Below are 17,634 nucleotides of genomic sequence, written 5' to 3' on the forward strand. Positions count from 1 at the left end.
AAGTCGAAAGAGGATCCGATCCACATGAACGACAGGTAGACTTCTCCGCCATATTCGCCCTTCCGGAGAGGGCGGCCATTGTTCGGAACGAGATCCATGCGCGTCAGGGAAAGCACCATCGAGCAGGAGCTGATCGAGAAGCTCGGCCAGCTCAAGTACACGCTGCGGCCGGACATCCGCGACCGCGCCGCGCTGGAACGCAACTTCCGCGAAAAATTCGAGGCGCTCAATCGCGTCAAGCTGACCGATGCCGAGTTCAAGCGCCTGCTGGACGACATCGTCACGCCGGACGTATTCACCGCCGCGCACACGCTGCGCCACCGCAACGCGTTCACCCGCGACGACGGCACGCCGCTCAACTACACGCTGGTCAATATCAACGACTGGTGCAAGAACGACTTCGAGGTCGCCAGCCAGTTCCGCATCAACACGGACTACAGCTATCACCGCTACGACGTGCTGCTGCTCATCAACGGCGTGCCCGCCGTGCAGATCGAGCTGAAGACGCTGGGCATCAACCCGCGTCGCGCCATCGAGCAGATCGTCGAGTACAAGAACGACCCGGGCAACGGCTATGCCCGGACGCTGCTGTGCTTCATCCAGCTGTTCATCGTCAGCAATCGCGATTCCACCTACTACTTCGCCAACAACAACGCGCGCCATTTCGCCTTCAACGCCGACGAGCGCTTCCTGCCCATCTACCAGTACGCCGCGCCGGATAACACCAAGATCGGCGGCATCGACGCCTTTGCCGATGCTTTCCTGGCCAAGTGCACGCTGGGCGAGATGATCAGCCGCTACATGGTGCTGGTGGCCAGCGAGCAGAAGCTGCTGATGATGCGGCCGTACCAGATCTACGCGGTCAGGAACATCGTCGAGTGCATCGACAGGAACCTCGGCAACGGCTACGTCTGGCACACCACCGGCAGCGGCAAGACGCTGACCAGCTTCAAGGCCTCCACCCTGCTCAAGGCCAATCCGGCCATCAGCAAATGCCTGTTCGTGGTGGATCGCAAGGATCTGGATCGCCAGACGCGCGAGGAGTTCAACCGCTTCCAGCAGGGCTGCGTCGAGGAGAACACCAACACCGAATCGCTGGTGCGCCGGCTGGTCTCCGACGATGCCGCCGACAAGGTGATCGTCACCACCATCCAGAAGCTCGGGCGCGCGCTGGATCCGGCCCGTGCCGACTACCGCCAGCGGCTGGAACCGCTGCGCGAGGCGCGCATCGCCTTCATCTTCGACGAATGCCACCGCAGCCAGTTCGGCGAAAACCACCAGGCCATCAAGGCCTTTTTCCCCAGGGCACAGCTGTTCGGTTTCACCGGCACGCCAATCTTCGAGGCCAACGCCAGCTACAAGCGCATCGAGGGCGACGAGCAGACCCTCAAGACCACCGAGGACCTGTTCCAGCAGTCCCTGCACGAATACACCATCACCCACGCCATCGAGGACCGCAACGTCCTGCGCTTCCATGTCGAGTACTACAAACCTGAAAAAGGCGGGCCCGACGGCAAGCAGGTGCCCAGGCCCGGCGAGACGCTGGCCAAGCGCGCCGTGGTCGATGCCATCCTAGCCAAGCACGATGCGGCCACCGGCGGGCGCCGCTTCAATGCGCTGCTGGCCACCGCCTCCATCAACGACGCCATCGAGTACTGGCGGCTGTTCGCCCAGGCGCAGGCCGAGAAGCAACAGGCCGATCCCGGCTGGCAACCGCTGAACATCGCCGCCGTGTTCTCGCCGCCGGCCGACGTCAGTGCGGACGTCAGGCAGCTGCAGGAAGACCTGCCGCAGGAGCAGGAAGACAACAGGCACGACCCGGAAGGCAAGAAGGCCGCGCTCAAGGACATCATTACTGACTACAACGCGCGCTTCGGCACCAATCACCGCATCGAGGAGTTCGATGCGTATTACCAGGACGTGCAGCAGCGCATCAAGAACCAGCAGTTCCCCAATGCCGACCTGCCGCACAAGGGCCGCGAGAAGCTGGATATCGTGATCGTGGTGGACATGCTGCTCACCGGCTTCGACAGCAAGTACCTCAACACCCTGTACGTGGACAAGAACCTGCGCCACCACGGGCTGATCCAGGCGTTCTCCCGCACCAACCGCGTGCTCAACGACACCAAGCCCTACGGCAACATCCTCGACTTCCGTGGCCAGCAGAAGGAAGTGGATGCCGCCATCGCGCTGTTCTCCGGCGCCAGGGCCGACCAGGCACGCGAGATCTGGCTGGTGGATACCGCACCGGTGGTCATCGACAAGCTGAAGGATGCGCGCGCCAGCCTGGATGCCTTCATGGCCTCGCAGGGGCTCACCGGCAAGCCGGACGACATCGCCAATCTCAAGGGCACCGCCGCGAAGGTCGCCTTCGTCAAGCACTTCAAGGACGTGCAGAAACTGCAGACCCAGCTGGACCAGTACACCGACCTCACCGCCGAGCAACAGGCGCAGATCGAGACCATCCTGCCCGGGGACGAACTGCGCAGCTTCCGCGGGCAGTACCTGCGCAAGGCCGAGGAACTGCGTGCCGACCGCAAGCAGTCGGGCGACCTGGATGCCGCGACCAAGAACGAAATGGAGCAGCTCGATTTCGAGTTCGTGCTGTTCGCCTCCAGCACCATCGACTACGACTACATCATGAAGCTGATCGCCGACTACTCGGCCAAGGCACCCGGCAGCAAGGCCAGCATGAGCCGCGAGCAGCTGATCGGCCTGATCGCCAGCGATGCCAAGTTCATGGACGAGCGCGAGGACATCAGCGACTACGTGCGCGGGCTGAAGGCCGGCGAAGGCCTGGACGAGGCCGCCATCCGCACCGGCTACGAAAAGTTCAAGGCCGACAAGGCCGCGAAGGAAATGGCCGCCCTGTCGGAAAAACACGGTCTGCCTGTGGCCACGCTGCAGGGCTTCGTCGAGGCCATCCTCGCCCGCCGCATCTTCGACGGCGAAGCACTGACCGAACTGCTTGCCCCGCTGGAACTGGGCTGGAAGGCCCGCGCGCAGAAGGAGCTGGCGCTGATGCGCGACCTGCTGCCGCTGCTGGACCGGCGCGCCGGCGGGCGCGAGATTTCGGGATTGTCCGCGTGGGATCAGCCGTAAAGGGAGAAAGACGATGGAACCACAACAGATCCAGACCCTGACCACCACCTTCGAGGGTCACGCCCAGCGTACCGAAAACGGCGTGGAGTACTGGCTGGCCCGCGACCTGCAACACTTGCTGGGCTACACGGAGTGGCGCAATTTTCTGAAGATCGTGGGTAAGGCCAAGACCGCCTGCGAGGTGTCCGGCCATTCCATCGCCGACCATTTTGTTGACGTCAACAAAATGGTCGAGATCGGCTCCGGTGCCCCGCGCGAGATCGACGACCTGATGCTCACCCGCTTCGCCTGCTACCTCGTTGCCCAGAACGGCGATCCGCGCAAGCCGGAAATCGCCTTTGCCCAGACCTACTTCGCCATGCAGACGCGGCGGGCCGAACTGATCGAGCAGCGCCTGCTGGAAACTGAGCGGGTACAGGCCCGGCGCAAGCTCACCGATACGGAGAAGGAGCTGTCTTCCGTCATCTACGAGCAGACTGGTGGCAACCGGGATTTTGCCCTGATCCGCAGCAAGGGCGACAACGCCCTGTTCGGCAAAAGCACACAGGCCATGAAGGCCCAATGGAGGGTGCCGGACAGCCGCCCGCTGGCGGACTTTGCGCCGACCATCATCCTCAAGGCCAAAGACTTCGCCACCGAGATCACCATCCACAACGCCCGTACCCACGGCATGCAGACCGAGCCCCAGATTTCCCGCGAGCACGTCAGCAATAACCAGGCCGTGCGCCAGACCTTGCTGGATCGCGGAATCCGCCCCGAAAGCCTGCTGCCGGAAGAGGACGTGAAGAAGGTCGAGCGTCGATTGGCGGCAGAGGAAAGGAAAAGCCTGCGCAAGCCCTCCCGGTTGGGGGAGGACGACGATGCGTGATGCTCTGTCGTCCCGGGTATTGCCGGCCCCGCTGGAACTGGGCTGGAAGGCCCGCGCGCAGAAGGAACTGGCGCTGATGCGCGACCTGCTGCCGCTGCTGCACAGGCGCGCCGGCGGGCGCGAGATCGCCGGGCTCAAGGCGTACGAGGAATGACGATGGGCAAGCAGGATGCGAAGGTGGTGGTGCCTAGGTTGCGGTTTCCGGAGTTCCGGGAGGCAGGCGACTGGAATCGCGCGCCTCTAGGGAAATTGTTTTCAGAGCGAACGGAGTCTGGCTTTATTGATCTACCGCTTCTTTCACTGATGGATAAAGAGGGGATCATCCCGCAGGAAGAATCAAACCGGAAGGACAACTCCAACGCAGATAAGTCTAAATATCTCCGAGTTGTTCCTGGCGATATCGCGTACAACACTATGCGAATGTGGGAAGGCCGAAGTGCGTACGTGGGGATCGAAGGTCTAATCAGCCCCGCATATACCGTTTGCGCGCCAACCGGCAAAGCCAATGGTCGATTCTTCTCTTACTACTTCAAAACGGGATTGCTGGTCGGCCAGTTCCGGAAATATTCTCAAGGTCTCGTCAAAGACACGCTGAATCTTAAGTACGAGAGCTTTCAGCACATCGAGATCGCGTATCCACTTGATAAAGACGAACAACAAAAAATTTCCGACTGCCTGACCTCGCTGGACGAGGTGATTGCCGCGCAGGGGCGCAAGGTGGAGGCGTTGAAGGCGCACAAGCGCGGCCTGATGCAGCAGCTGTTCCCCCGCGAAGGCGAAACCCGCCCCCGCCTCCGCTTTCCCGAGTTCAGGGATGCGCCGGAGTGGATTGCTCGACCGCTCGGCGAGTTAATGGTAATTGGTTCGTCGAGGCGCGTGCACGAATCAGACTGGACGACGACGGGAGTTCCCTTCTATCGCGCCCGAGAGATAGTTGCGCTGGCAAAAGGCGAGCCCATCACGCCGCTTTTTATCAGCGAGACTCTTTACAGAGAGTTTTCAGGGTACACGGGTGAAATCGAAGGTGGACAGCTGCTAGTTACCGGGGTTGGATCGATCGGTATTCCGTATCTGGTCAAGTCCGGCGACCGGTTCTACTTCAAAGACGGAAACATTATCTGGCTGAAGAATGATCAAGCCGAGCTCACGGGTAATTTCCTATTGCGCTTATTTGAGTCGGAGTATGTTCAGGGCCAGATCGCAACGATGGCAGGTATCGGGACAGTCGGCACCTACACCATCGATAATGCAAGGCGAACGATTGTGGTCTTTCCTACCGACAAACGCGAGCAACAACGCATCGCCGACTGCCTCGCCTCTCTCGATACCCAAATCACCGCCGAAACCAACCAGCTCGCCGCTCTCAAGACCCACAAGCAGGGCCTGATGCAGCAGCTGTTCCCGGCGCCGGAGGCGGCCACCGGATGAGCGGCCTGATCCTCTACACCAGCGAGGACGGCAAGAGCCGCATCCAACTGCGCGCCGACGGCCAGACCGTCTGGCTGACCCAGGCGGAGATGGCGGAACTGTTCGACGTCACCGCCGACAACATCAGCCTGCATCTGAAAAACATCTTTTCAGACAAGGAGTTGGAACCTGAACGAACTACCGAGGAATCCTCGGTAGTTCAGCAGGAGGGCGGTCGCGCCGTGCGCCGGCCGGTCACGCTGTACAACCTCGACGCCACCCTGGCCGTGGGCTACCGGGTGCGCTCCCCGCGCGGCGTGCAGTTCCGCCGCTGGGCCAGTACGGCGCTGAAGGAATACCTGCTCAAGGGCTTCGTCATGGACGACGAGCGCCTGAAGAACCCGGATGGACGGCCGGATTACTTCGACGAGATGCTGGCGCGCATCCGCGATATCCGTGCCTCGGAGAAGCGCTTCTACCAGAAGGTGCGCGACCTGTTCGCGCTGAGCGTGGACTACGACAAGACCGACCGCGCCACCCAGACCTTCTTCGCCACCGTGCAGAACCTGCTGCTGTACGCGGTGACCGGGCAGACAGCAGCGGAGCTGATCCTGGCCCGCGCCAATCCCGATGATCCGCATTTCGGCCTGCGCGCCTGGAGCGGGGGGCGGGTGCGCAAGCAGGACATCCTGATCGCCAGGAACTACCTCACCATCGATGAGATCGACACCCTCAACCGGCTGGTGGTGATCTTCCTGGAAACCGCGGAACTGCGGGCCAAGAACCGGCAGGCCATTCCCATGCGCTTCTGGATGGAGAACGTGGGCCAGATCATCGCGTCCAACGGCTTCCCGCTGCTGAAGAGCGCCGGCTCCATCAGTCACGAGCAGATGGAAGCCGCGGCCAGCGAGCGGTACCTCGCCTTCGACGAACAACGCAAGCAGCAGGAGGCGCGCGCCGCCGATGCTGCCGACGCGGCCGAACTGGCTGCCATTGAAAACAAGATCAAACGACGTTTGAAACCATGACCGAAAACGACCAGAAGCAACTCGGCAAAACCCTGTGGGCCATCGCCGATCAGCTGCGCGGCAGCATGAATGCGGACGACTTCCGCGACTACATGCTGTCGTTCCTGTTCCTGCGCTACCTGTCGGACAACTACGAGGCCGCGGCGAAGAAGGAGCTGGGTCCGGATTATCCCGACCCGGCCGCCATCGGCAACGGCGGGAGGACGCCGCTGTCGGTGTGGTACGAGCACAACATCGACGACATCGCCCAGTTCGAGCAGCAGATGCGGCGCAAGGCGCATTACGTCATCCGGCCGCAGTTCCTGTGGAGCCACATCGTCCATCTGGCGAAAACGCAGAACGATGACCTGTTGAACACCTTGCAGGAAGGCTTCAGGTACATCGAGGAGGAGTCTTTCGAGAGCAAGTTCCAGGGCCTGTTCTCGGAGATCAACCTCACCTCGGACAAGCTGGGCCGCAAGTACGCAGACCGCAACGCCAAGCTGTGCGCGGTGATCAGCGAGATCGCGCGCGGCATGGCGCTGTTTTCCACCGACACCGACACGCTGGGCGATGCCTACGAGTACCTGATCGGCCAGTTCGCCGCCGGCAGCGGCAAGAAGGCCGGTGAGTTCTACACGCCGCAGCCCATTTCCAACATCCTTTCGGCCATCGTCACCCTGGACAGCCAGGAGCCGGCCACCGGGCCGCGCGCCAAACTCGACAGCGTGTTCGATTTCGCCTGCGGCTCCGGCTCGCTGCTGCTCAACATCCGCCAGCGGATGAAGGCCGCCGGCGGCAGCATCGGCAAGATCTACGGGCAGGAATACAACGTCACTACCTACAACCTGGCGCGCATGAACATGCTGCTGCACGGGGTGAAGGACACCGAGTTCGAGATCCATCACGGCGATACGCTGAGGAACGACTGGGACTGGCTGCGCGAGACCAATCCGGCAAAACAGCCCAGGTTCGACGCCGTGGTCGCCAACCCGCCCTTCAGTTACCGCTGGGAGCCGAAGGACGAGACCAGCCAGGATCCGCGCTTCAGGAACCATGGAGTGGCACCGAAGAGCGCGGCCGATTTCGCCTTTCTGCTGCACGGCCTGCATTACCTGAAGGACGACGGCACGATGGCCATCATCCTGCCGCACGGCGTGCTGTTCCGTGGCGGCAAGGAGGCCGACATCCGCCGCAAGCTGCTGGATGACGGCAACATCGACACGGTGATCGGCCTGCCGGCCAACCTGTTCTATTCCACTGGCATCCCGGTGTGCATCCTGGTGCTGAAGAAGTGCAAGAAGCCGGACGATGTGCTGTTCATCAACGCGGCCGAGCACTTCACCAAGGGCAAGCGGCAGAACCAGCTGGGCGAGGCGGACATCGAGCGGATCGTGTCGACGTACCGGAACCGCACGGAGCAGGAGCGCTATTCCCGCCGGGTAGCGATGCGGGAAATCATCGACAACGACTACAACCTCAACATCTCGCGCTACGTGAGTACCGCCGAGGCCGAGCCGGAGATCGACCTGGTCGCCGTGCACGGCGATCTGGTGCAGATCGAGCGCGAGCTTGCGGCAGCCAAGGCGAAGCACAACGCTTTTCTGGTGGAGCTGGGGCTGGCACCGTTGCCTTGACGAGGATCATCGCCTGCGCCCTGATCGTGCTGTTGCTGGACTTGTTGTAGCCAATCTGTCCCGGCCCTGGTGGCACCGTCACGATAGTTCGGTCCGCGCAGGTGACGTGCGGCGCTCAGCCTGCTCCCGGCAGCGGGTGGGCGTCCAGGAATGCGCGGATCGCTGGTACCAGCACCTCGTGCTTGTCCTCCAGCACGTAGTGGCCGGCATCGTCGAAGGCGTGCACTTCGGCCTGCGGCAGGTCGGTGCGGAAGCGTTCGAGGAAATGGTGGTCGAACACGAAGTCCTTCAGCCCCCAGCCGATGAAGGCCGGGCGGTCGGCGAACGACGGCAGCGCCTTGCCCGCCGCCTCCAGCAGCGGCCAGGCCGCATCGCCGGGCGCCAGCGGGATGTCCTGCATGAAGCGCACCGTTGAGATGCGATTGCGCCAGGAGTCGTACGGCGCCACGTAGGCGCGGCGCACCCCGGCCGGCATGCGCCGGCGCACGCCCAGCCACGAGGCGCCGGCGGAGAACGCGTTGAAGCCGCGGATCACCAGCTCGCCGACGAAGTAGTCGCGCCCCAGCGCGATCTGCCACGGCATCGCCTTGGCCGCCGGCATCGGGGACGCAGCGGTGTTGAGGATCACCAGCCGCTTGACCTGGGCAGCGTGCTTCAGCGCCCAGCCGAAACCGATCATCCCGCCCCAGTCGTGCACCGCCAGCGTCACCGGCGTGGCGTCGTCGACGCCGGCATGGTGCAGCAGCGCCTCCAGGTCGTCGACCCGCGATTGCAGGGTGTAGTCGTAGCGCGGCCTGGCCGTGGGCCGATCGTCGGGCTTGTCCGACAGGCCCATGCCGACGTGGTCGGGCACGATGCAGCGGTACCGGTCGCTCAAGCCGGCGACCAGCGTGCGCCAGTAGTAGCTCCACGACGGATTGCCGTGGACCATGACGACGACCTCGCCCCCGCGCGGGCCTTCGTCCAGGTAGCTCATGGCGATGCCCGGGCGCACGTCGAAGCGCCGTGGGGCGGAGGGATAGCCGGGAAAGCGGGTCATCTGGCATGTCCCCCGACGGCTGGCGGCCACACCGGGAAAGCGACTTCAAGAGCAGCAGGCAGGGGACGGGCCATTGGAGACTGTGGAATTTCGACGGCGGATTAGAAGCTTACCGTCCTGGTTTGTAAAGTTACGCGCCCGATCCCATCGCGCGATACCGTCTCAGGCGTGCCGCAACCGGTCCACACTGAAGCCGCCATCGGTCTCCAGCCGTCCCTGCAATGGTCGCAGGTGCTGGAAATCCCGTTCGCCGCGACGGCGTCCGACCATGAACACGGCACCGTAATCGCAATGCACCGCAGTGGCCTTGTCGACTTCGCTGGGCTTGCCCCAGAGCTGGTCGCCCTTGATCTCCAGCAGCGCAATGCCCCCGGGCGTGGCCCGTTGCCGCAACGATGAAATCGGACGCACCGCGGAGCCACCCTGCATATCCAGCGCCCCCTGGAGCGCCGGCGGCATCTGCCTCGATCTCGTCGCGCTCCCACACCAGCCCGAGCTGGCGCTCGGCGTCGCGCCGCTGCAGCAGGCGGATCAGTGCATCGCGCTCCCGATGGTCGTACTTGGTGCTCATGATTGGGATCCGTTGCTCAGGTCTGTCGCCGATAGGCGGGCAGGCCGTGATCGTCACTGGACAGCAGGCGGAGGAATGCCGGGTGCAGGAACAATTTTTCCTTGCCCAGGCGCTGTTCGGCCAGCACCCCGATCTCCATCAGCTCTTTCAGGTGACGCGCGGCGGTCTGCCGGGTCACGCCGACGCCATCCACCACGTTCTGGATGCGGCAATACGGCTGATTGAAGATCACCTCCACCAGTTCCCGGCTGTAGGTCTTGGGCGCCTGCTCGCGAATGTAATCGCGCGCCTGGACCTCCAGTCCGCGGATCGCCTGGATCTTGGCGGTGGTCCAGGCTGCAGTTTCGGCAATGGCCGCCAGCATGTAATGAATCCAGTCCGACCAATTGCCCTGGCGCGTGACCTCAAGCAACAGGCGGTAGTAGTCGGCGCGGTGCCGGATGATGTAGCGCGACAGATACAGCACCGGCAGATCCAGCAGCCCTTGCTCGATCAGCAGCAACAGGTTCAGCACGCGCCCCGTGCGGCCATTGCCATCGGTGAACGGGTGGATCGCCTCGAACTGGTAATGCGCCACCGCCATGCGGATCAGCGGATCGATCTCGGTGTGGTCATGGATGAAGCGTTCCCAGTTGGCGAGCTTGTCGCGCAGCAATGACTCGCCGACCGGCGGGGTATGGATGATCTGCTGTGTCTGGTCGTTCGCCAATGTCGTGCCGGGCACACGCCGGATCTGCATCTGCACCGCCTTGATGCGACTGCACACGACAACCGCCGTCTCCGTGCACAGGGGGCGTTGCCTGAGCGATTGGTAGCCTTCGTAAAGTGCGCTGCGGTAACGCAGCGCCTCTTTGGTCGCCGGGTGCCGGGCCTTGTCCTGATCATCGGCGTAACGGAACAGATCGTCGGTGGTGGTGACGATGTTCTCGATCTCCGAGCTGGCCTGCGCTTCCAGGATCGGAATGGTGTTGATCAGCACCGTTGGATTGGGCAGCAGCGCCGTCGCCTGCTTCAGCTCCGCCAGGGCCGTCCGGGCCGTGATGCAGGCCTTCAACAGGTCCCTGGTTTCGATATCCGCCGCGGGCGGAAGCGACGGGAGGTCGTTATAGGGCTGTTGCGGGATGAACCTGGAGGCGTCATCCATGATCGTGCTGTCTCATGTTCCAAGAGCGAACATGACGCCAAAACGTGTACTAAAAATGCAATTTATTTAACACGTTTGCCCGGCAGGCTTTGCCCGGGCCGACACGTCACCACACCACCTCGGCCATCGAGCAGTTCAGGCCCGAGCCGATCCCCATCAGGGCGATGCGCTCGCCCTTCTTCAGCTTACCGGCATCGCTGAGCTTGCTGAGCACGATCGGTACCGATGCCGGGCCGATGTTGCCGTATTCGCCGAAGATGGTCGGCACCCGGGCCGGGTCGATGCGGAAGGTCTCGACGAAGGCCTCGGTATGCGCGCGGCTGACCTGGTGGATGACGAAATGGTCCAGTTCGTCCACTACCCAGCCCATCGCCGAGCGCGCGGCCACGAAGGTGTGCTGGGCGAGCTTGATGCCCTCGCGCAGCAGGTTCTTGGTGTCGGTGACCATGCGGTCGATGTTGCCGCGGCACAGGTGGTTCCACTGGGTGGCCGACCGGGTCACGCCGCCCTTGTAGCGCGGCGCGTCCGGCACCAGCTCGCGCTGCGCCAGCACCATCGCCACCGCGCCGCAGCCGAGCGTCAGCGAGGCCACCTCCGCGCGCATCTCCGAGGCGGTGATGTCCGGGTCGAGCATGCGCTCGATGGTGCGCCGGTAGACCTCGTCGGCGGTCTCCCCGTCCACCACCAGCGCGTAGTCGATGTCGCCGCGCTCGATCATCCGCGCGGCCACGTCCATGCCGTTGATGAAGGCCAGGCAGGCATTGGCCAGGTCGAAGGTCATGCACTGCTCGGCGACCTTGAGGTTGCCCGAGACGATGGAGGCGGTGGACGGCTCCAGGTAGTCGCGGCTGACCGAGGTGTTGACCAGCAGGCCGAGCCGGTCGGCATCGATGCCGGCAGCCGCCAGCGCCTTGCGCCCGGCCAGGGTGGCCGCGTCGGAGGCCTGCACGCCCTCGCCCCACAGGCGCCGTGCGTGCACTCCGGCGATGTCGCCGACGATGTCCTTGCGGATGCGCAGCCGCTGCAGGGTGGGCCGCAGACGCTCGTTGATCTCCTGGGTCGTCAGTACATGGGGCGCATCGACATGCGCCAGTCCCGCAATGGAGACATTCTCGAAGAGCATCGCTGTGCCGCGGAAGGCCGGAAAGAATCCCGCATTCTAGTGGTTGGCGGCTTTTAGCGCATCTTTAACGACCTTGCGCCGCACTATCAGCGCGGCGGGCACTGCCAGGCCGAGTAGCGCTGCTCGCCGTCGTCCGGCGGCGCCAGCGCCTGCACCGCGTTGGCCCCGGCGCTGGGGGCCTCGTTGCGCGCCAGGGTCTCCAGCTCGTCCTGCACGCGCAGGGCGTTGCGGTTGTAGAAGCCGACCTTGCTCTTGACCGAGACCACCACCTCGCCGCGCGCCACGCAGCCGGAGGGCGCCGCGCCGGGCGGCAGCACGCGCACCGACTTGCCCGCCGGCTCGATCGGCACCCAGGTGCAGGCGCTGGCGGTCGCGGCGAGGAGTACGGCGAGAAGCGGCAGGCGCAGGCGCATCGGGGGGATTCCGGCAGGACGACAGGAGCCGATTGTGCCGCAGCCGGCTGAACGGGCGTTAGTCTCCCGGCTCACTGCACGGCCAGGTGCGCATAGGCCAGCACCAGCCACTTGCTGCCGGCGTCCTCGAAATTGACCTGCACCCGCGCGTGCGCGCCGCTGCCCTCGTAGTCGGTGACGATGCCGCTGCCGAACTTGGGGTGGACCACGGCGGTGCCGAGCTTGAGCGGCGGCGCCTCCACGACGGCATGGCCGCCGGCCGCGCGCGCGGCGCCCAGCGAGGCCTGGCGCGAGACCTGCACCCGCGGGCGCACCTCGTTGAGCAGCCCGGCGGGGATCTCGCGCAGGAAGCGCGAAGGCATGTTGTAGCTGTCGCTGCCGTGGATGCGGCGCGACTCGGCGTAGCTGAGCACCAGCTTCTGGCGCGCCCGGGTGATGCCGACGTAGGCCAGGCGCCGCTCCTCCTCCAGCTTGCCGCTCTCCTCGATGGAACGCATGCTCGGGAACAGCCCTTCCTCGAGCCCGGCCAGGAACACCAGCGGGAACTCCAGGCCCTTGGCCGCGTGCAGGGTCATCAGCTGCACCCCGTCCTGCCCGGCCTGGGCCTGGCCCTCGCCGGCCTCGAGCGAGGCGTAGGACAGGAACGCGACCAGCTCGCTCATGCCGGCCGCCTCCTCGTCGTCGGGGCGGGCGAAGCGCGAGGCCACCGATACCAGCTCGTCCAGGTTCTCGATGCGCGATTCCGAGTCCAGCCCGCCGCGGCCTTCCTTGAGCCAGTGGTCGCGCAGGCCCGAGCGCTGCAGCACGTGCTCCACGCGCTCGGCCAGGGTCATCTGCGCGGTCTCGCCGGAAAGCTGGTTGAGCAGGTTGAGGAAGCCGGCCAGCGCGTTGCGCGCGCGCGCGGCCAGCGCGGTGTCGGCGGTGGCGAGCATGGCCGCCTCCCACAGCGACACCGCCGCGCCGCGCGCCAGCCGCCGCACCTCGTCCAGGGTGCGCTCGCCGATGCCGCGCGCCGGGGTGTTGACCGCGCGCTCGAACGCGGCATCGTCGCTGCGGTTGGCCAGCAGCCGCAGGTAGGCCAGCGCGTCCTTGATCTCGGCGCGCTCGAAGAAGCGCATGCCGCCGTAGACGCGGTAGGGCACGTTCTCGGCCAGCAGCGCCTCCTCGAAGGCGCGCGACTGCGCGTTGGAGCGGTACAGCACGGCGACCTCGCCGTAGCTGCCGCCGTCGCGCACCCACTGGCGCGCGCGCTCGACCACGTAGCGCGCCTCGTCGACCTCGTTGTAGGCGGCGTACAGGTCGATCGGCTCGCCGTCGCCCGAGTCGGTCCACAGCTGCTTGCCGATGCGGTCGGGGTTGTGCGCGATCACCGCGTTGGCCGCGCCGAGGATATTCGCGCTGGAGCGGTAGTTCTGCTCCAGCCGGATCACCTGCGCGCCGGGGAAATCCTTGAGGAAGCGCTGCACGTTCTCGACCCTGGCGCCGCGCCAGCCGTAGATCGCCTGGTCGTCGTCGCCGACCACGAACACGTGGCCGCCGCCTCCATCGGTACCGTCGCCGGCGAGCACGCGCACGAACGCGTACTGGATGGCGTTGGTGTCCTGGAACTCGTCCACCAGGATCTCGGTGAAGCGGGCACGGTAGTGCGCCAGCAGCGCCGGGTTGTCGCGCAGCAGCTCGTGCGCGCGCAGCAGCAGCTCGGCGAAGTCCACCAGCCCGGCGCGGTCGCAGCGCTCCTGGTAGGCCGCATAGGCCTGGCGCATGGCCTCTTCCCAATGGTCGTGCGGCTCGGGCTGGATGTGCTGCGGGCGCTTGCCCTCGTCCTTCTGCTGGTTGATCCACCAGGCGATCTGCTTGGGCGGGTACTTGCCCTCGTCCAGCTCCAGCGCCTGGGCCACGCGCTTGACCAGGCGCAGCTGGTCGTCGCTGTCCATGACCTGGAAGCTCTCCGGCAGCTTGGCGTCGTGCCAGTGCAGGCGCAGCAGGCGGTGCGCCAGGCCGTGGAAGGTGCCGATCCACATGCCGCGGCTGCCGTTGCGCAGCTGCAGGTCGGCGCGGTGGCGCATCTCGCCGGCGGCCTTGTTGGTGAAGGTCACCGCGAAGATGCCGTGCGCGGGCACGCCGTGGACCTCGTTGAGCCAGGCGATGCGGTGGGTCAGGACGCGGGTCTTGCCGGAACCGGCGCCGGCCAGCACCAGGTAATGCCCGGGGGGGGCGGAAACGGCCTCGCGCTGGGCGGGGTTGAGGTGGTCGAGCAGGTGGGAGACATCCATCGCGCCATTTTACGGCAGCGGCCAGCACCGGCCCGGCGGCGTCACCCCGTCGCGACGGCCTGCTGCGCCTGCACCCGCAGTTCGGGGATGGCGATGGTTTCCCACAGCGTGCCGATGCGCAGGCTGCCGATCACGCGCAGGCGTGGCTGCGGATGGCCGCCGGCATCCACCAGCGCGCCGCCGGCGTCGCTGAGCAGGCCCAGGCCGTGCGGGCCGGGCACGGCCAGGCCGTCGTCGAGCAGCTGCCGCAGCAACGGATCGGCCAGCGCTGTCGCGCGCGTCTCCAGGCCGGTGGCGTTGACCACGCAGGCCACCTCCAGCGCCAACGTGCGGCCGTCGCGGCGCCGCGCGTGCAACCGCACGCGCCCGTGCGCATCCTCCAGCCCGGTCACGCGCGCGCGATGCAGCACCAGCAAGCCCTGGTCGCACAAGGCCTGCAGCCGGGCATGCACGCCGGCGTCGATGCGATGGCGGTGGATGTCCCAGTAGCGCACCACGTGGCGCAGGAAGCGGCGCTGGTCGGCCTCGCTCAGCGACTGCCACAGCGCCTGGCCGAGCGGGCGGATGCGTTCCATCACCGCCTGCCATGGCAGGCCGTCGGCGCGGGCGCGCCGCACCTGGGTGCGCAGCGCGCGCATGCGCGCCCGCAGCGGCAGCTCGGGCCAGGGGGACGGGTCGAACGGTGCCGGCGCGGTGTCGGCATGCGCCAGCGGCATCAGGCCGTGGCGCGAGACGACGTGGATCGTGCCGGCGTGGCCCTGCGCCAGCAGCGCGAGCACGGCATCGACCATGCTCAGGCCGGAGCCGACGATGGCGACCTCGTCCCCGGCCGGCGGCGGCGGCCATCCGTCCTGGCAGGCAGCGACGAGGGCGGCGGCCGCCACGTCCCCGGCGATCGCCGCCGGCAGCGGCCGCGGCGTGTTGCCCAGCGCCAGCACCGCGCGCGGCGCCTGCACGGTGCGCCCGTCGTCCAGCCGCACCTGCACCTGATCGTCGATCACCTGCAGGCCCACCGCCCGCGCGCGCAGGTGCAGCAACCGGGCGGGCGAGGCCGCCTGCGCCTGCGCCAGGCGCCGGCGCAGGTAGGCGGCATAGTGCAGGCGCGGCACGTAGGCACGGCCGAGCGCCTGGCGCGACAGGCCGGGGACGCTGCCGGCCTCGACCAGGAAGTCGAGGAAATCCTCCGGAGCATCGGGCAGGCCGCTCATCTTCGCCGCCGGGACATTGAGCAGGTGCTCCGGCCGGCGGGTGGCGTAGGCGATGCCGGCGCCCGGCTCGTCCGGCTCGACCAGGGCGATGGTGTCGCCCGCGGCGGCCGCGCGCAGGGCCTGGATCGCGGCCAGGGTGCCGGCGGCACCTCCGCCGAGGATGGCCAGCGCGAACGGGCCGGCAGCGTGGATCGGTTCCATGGCCGCGATTATGGCCCCATCGGCGGGCTGCATCGGCGCGTCGGCCGGTCGCGCGGTGCCCTTGTGGCTACGCCGCCACAGGCGCCGCCGTCCGACCGGCCGGGTTCTCGGTGCGCGCCAAGCCCCGGCCACGCCGCGGCCCGACGAGGCCGGTCCGGCAGGCCACCTGCGCTACCGCAAGTGGACGCGCCGCTAGGCATCGATGGAAAAGTGCTCGCGCAGGCGCAGGCGCCCCTCGGTGGTGATCGCCAGCGCACGGCTGCCGTCCGTCCGCCGCAGCCAGCGATCCTCCAGGAATCCCTGCAGCATCGCCTCGCCGAGCACCCCGGCCACGTGCGGCCGACGTTCGCTCCAGTCCAGGCAGCCGCGGCAGAAGCGTGCGGCGGGAACCTCGCCATGGCGTTCCAGCGCCCCCGCCAGCGGCCGGCTGAGACTCCCCAGGAATGCTGCGCCGGCCGGCGCGAGGTGCCAGCCGTCGGGCCTGGCATCGAGGTACCCGGCAGCAAGCAGGTGCGCGGTGATCGCCACCGCGAGTTCGCCGGCCAGGTGCCGGTAGCACGTCCGCGCCCTGCGCATCGCGGCGTCGCGGGGACCGCGGCGGACGGGGCGGGGTCGCGGCCGCCCCTGGCCGGCCACGCGCATGATGCCTTCCAGCATGTCGGCCACCTGCCCCGAAGCCAGGCGATGGTAGCGGTGGCGCCCCTGCGCCTGGACTGCGACCAGGCCGGCATCGCACAGCCTGCGCAAGTGCGCGCTGGCCGTCTGCGGCGTGATCGCGGCGACCCGGGCCAGTTCGGAGGCGGTGTACGCACGCCCGTCCATCAGCGCCAGCAGCATCGCCGCACGGGCATGGTCGCCGACGACCGCGCCGATGTCGGTGATCGAGGCCAGGACAAGGTTCATGCGGCGATTGTGGCATGGCGCCACGGCGGCAAGCTTCGATCCGGGCCGAAGCAACGACCGGTCGCGGCCACGCAGACTTCCCCCTTCCTTCCCGGCCGGATACCCGATCCCCATGCAGCTTCCCCTTCCCCCGCGTCGCAGGATCAGGCCCTCGGTGCTGTATCCGGGCACCCCGGTGGTACTGATGACCACGGTGAATCCGGACGGCAGCGCCAACATCAGCCCGCTGTCCTCGTTCTGGTCGCTGGGACAGCGCATCGTGCTCGGCCTGGGCAAGGACGGCCAGGGCACGACGAACCTGGCCGCGCGGGGCGAGTGCGTGCTGAACTTCCCCTCGGCCGGGCAGGCCGGCGCGGTGGAGGCGATCGCGCGCGCCACCGGGCGTTCGCCGGTGCCGGCGGCCAAGCGCGACCTGGGCTACCTGCACGTGCGCGACAAGTTTGCGATGGCGGGGTTCACGCCGGAGGCATCGGCCGAGGTCGCCGCGCCGGCCATCGCCGAATGCCCGCTCCAGGTCGAGGCCGGCCTGCTGGCCATGCACGTGCCCCATGGCGGGACCGCCCAGAGCTTCGTCATCGCCGAGTGCGAGATACGCTGCGTGCATGCCCACGCGTCGATCACGATCGAGCATACCGATCACATCGACGTGCGCAGCTGGCGGCCGCTGATCTACGTGTTCCGCCACTACATGGGCGGCGGGGACCCGGTCGCGCGCAGTTTCCGCGCCGAGGCATGAAG

Annotated in this window: 14 protein-coding genes and 1 pseudogene; 7 read left to right on the forward strand and 8 right to left on the reverse strand. The window is 66.5% G+C overall.

The genetic code is table 11. The annotated features are described in order from the left end of the window. The first annotated feature begins 96 nt into the window (after positions 1–96). From BN3794_RS00525 to BN3794_RS00545, 6 genes are read left to right on the forward strand one after another with little or no spacing between them, the layout of a single operon-like run. On the forward strand, positions 97–3,102 hold the full coding sequence (locus tag BN3794_RS00525) for a type I restriction endonuclease subunit R (protein WP_066091739.1): 3,006 nt from the start codon (positions 97–99) through the stop codon (positions 3,100–3,102). Between the two features lie 13 nt (positions 3,103–3,115). Beyond that, positions 3,116–3,970 carry a DNA damage-inducible protein D gene (gene dinD, locus BN3794_RS00530; RefSeq protein WP_066091742.1) on the forward strand — a complete coding sequence of 285 codons (855 nt, stop codon included), beginning with the start codon at positions 3,116–3,118 and terminating at the stop codon, positions 3,968–3,970. Beyond that, positions 3,963–4,124 (forward strand): hypothetical protein, encoded by a 162-nt coding sequence (locus tag BN3794_RS16555; RefSeq protein WP_160330873.1) that lies wholly within the window; start codon positions 3,963–3,965, stop codon positions 4,122–4,124. The genes dinD and BN3794_RS16555 overlap by 8 nt, the downstream gene beginning before the upstream one ends. 2 nt (positions 4,125–4,126) lie before the next feature. Further along, positions 4,127–5,398 carry a restriction endonuclease subunit S domain-containing protein gene (locus BN3794_RS00535; protein ID WP_201455240.1) on the forward strand — a complete coding sequence of 424 codons (1,272 nt, stop codon included), beginning with the start codon at positions 4,127–4,129 and terminating at the stop codon, positions 5,396–5,398. Next, positions 5,395–6,405, forward strand: coding sequence for a virulence RhuM family protein (locus BN3794_RS00540; protein ID WP_066091748.1), 1,011 nt, complete (start codon positions 5,395–5,397; stop codon positions 6,403–6,405). The genes BN3794_RS00535 and BN3794_RS00540 overlap by 4 nt, the downstream gene beginning before the upstream one ends. Then, entirely contained in the window at positions 6,402–8,021 is a 1,620-nt protein-coding gene (locus tag BN3794_RS00545; RefSeq protein ID WP_066091751.1) for a type I restriction-modification system subunit M, read from the forward strand. Before BN3794_RS00540 ends, BN3794_RS00545 begins: the two co-directional genes overlap by 4 nt. A gap of 115 nt (positions 8,022–8,136) precedes the next feature. Here the strand turns inward: BN3794_RS00545 and BN3794_RS00550 are convergent, their stop codons facing one another. From BN3794_RS00550 to BN3794_RS00585, 8 genes and pseudogenes are all read right to left on the reverse strand, one after another. After that, positions 8,137–9,060, reverse strand: coding sequence for an alpha/beta fold hydrolase (locus BN3794_RS00550; protein WP_066091755.1), 924 nt, complete (start codon positions 9,058–9,060; stop codon positions 8,137–8,139). Positions 9,061–9,222: 162 nt separating this feature from the next. Next, positions 9,223–9,429, reverse strand: a pseudogene (locus BN3794_RS00555) (hypothetical protein); the annotation flags it as partial. A gap of 218 nt (positions 9,430–9,647) precedes the next feature. Then, positions 9,648–10,775: a protein adenylyltransferase Fic gene (gene fic, locus BN3794_RS00560; protein ID WP_066091761.1), complete on the reverse strand. Its 1,128-nt coding sequence runs from the start codon at positions 10,773–10,775 to the stop codon at positions 9,648–9,650. A 106-nt stretch (positions 10,776–10,881) separates the two neighbouring features. After that, positions 10,882–11,898: a 3-oxoacyl-ACP synthase III gene (locus BN3794_RS00565; protein ID WP_066091764.1), complete on the reverse strand. Its 1,017-nt coding sequence runs from the start codon at positions 11,896–11,898 to the stop codon at positions 10,882–10,884. Between the two features lie 86 nt (positions 11,899–11,984). Continuing rightward, complete coding sequence (locus tag BN3794_RS00570) at positions 11,985–12,311, reverse strand: DUF4156 domain-containing protein (RefSeq protein WP_425476678.1); 327 nt, start codon at positions 12,309–12,311, stop codon at positions 11,985–11,987. 71 nt (positions 12,312–12,382) lie between these two features. Then, positions 12,383–14,584 (reverse strand): DNA helicase II, encoded by a 2,202-nt coding sequence (gene uvrD, locus BN3794_RS00575; protein ID WP_066091767.1) that lies wholly within the window; start codon positions 14,582–14,584, stop codon positions 12,383–12,385. A 41-nt stretch (positions 14,585–14,625) separates the two neighbouring features. Beyond that, on the reverse strand, positions 14,626–15,993 hold the full coding sequence (locus BN3794_RS00580) for an FAD/NAD(P)-binding protein (RefSeq protein ID WP_066091769.1): 1,368 nt from the start codon (positions 15,991–15,993) through the stop codon (positions 14,626–14,628). 192 nt (positions 15,994–16,185) lie between these two features. Beyond that, a complete protein-coding gene (locus tag BN3794_RS00585; RefSeq protein WP_066091772.1) occupies positions 16,186–16,896 on the reverse strand; it encodes an ArsR/SmtB family transcription factor in 711 nt (236 codons plus the stop codon). A 112-nt stretch (positions 16,897–17,008) separates the two neighbouring features. Between BN3794_RS00585 and BN3794_RS00590 the strand changes: the two genes are divergently transcribed. Continuing rightward, positions 17,009–17,632: a flavin reductase family protein gene (locus BN3794_RS00590; protein WP_066091775.1), complete on the forward strand. Its 624-nt coding sequence runs from the start codon at positions 17,009–17,011 to the stop codon at positions 17,630–17,632. Positions 17,633–17,634: the final 2 nt, after the last annotated feature.

Source organism: Xanthomonas massiliensis (assembly GCF_900018785.1).
Taxonomy (GTDB): Bacteria; Pseudomonadota; Gammaproteobacteria; order Xanthomonadales; family Xanthomonadaceae; genus Xanthomonas_B; species Xanthomonas_B massiliensis.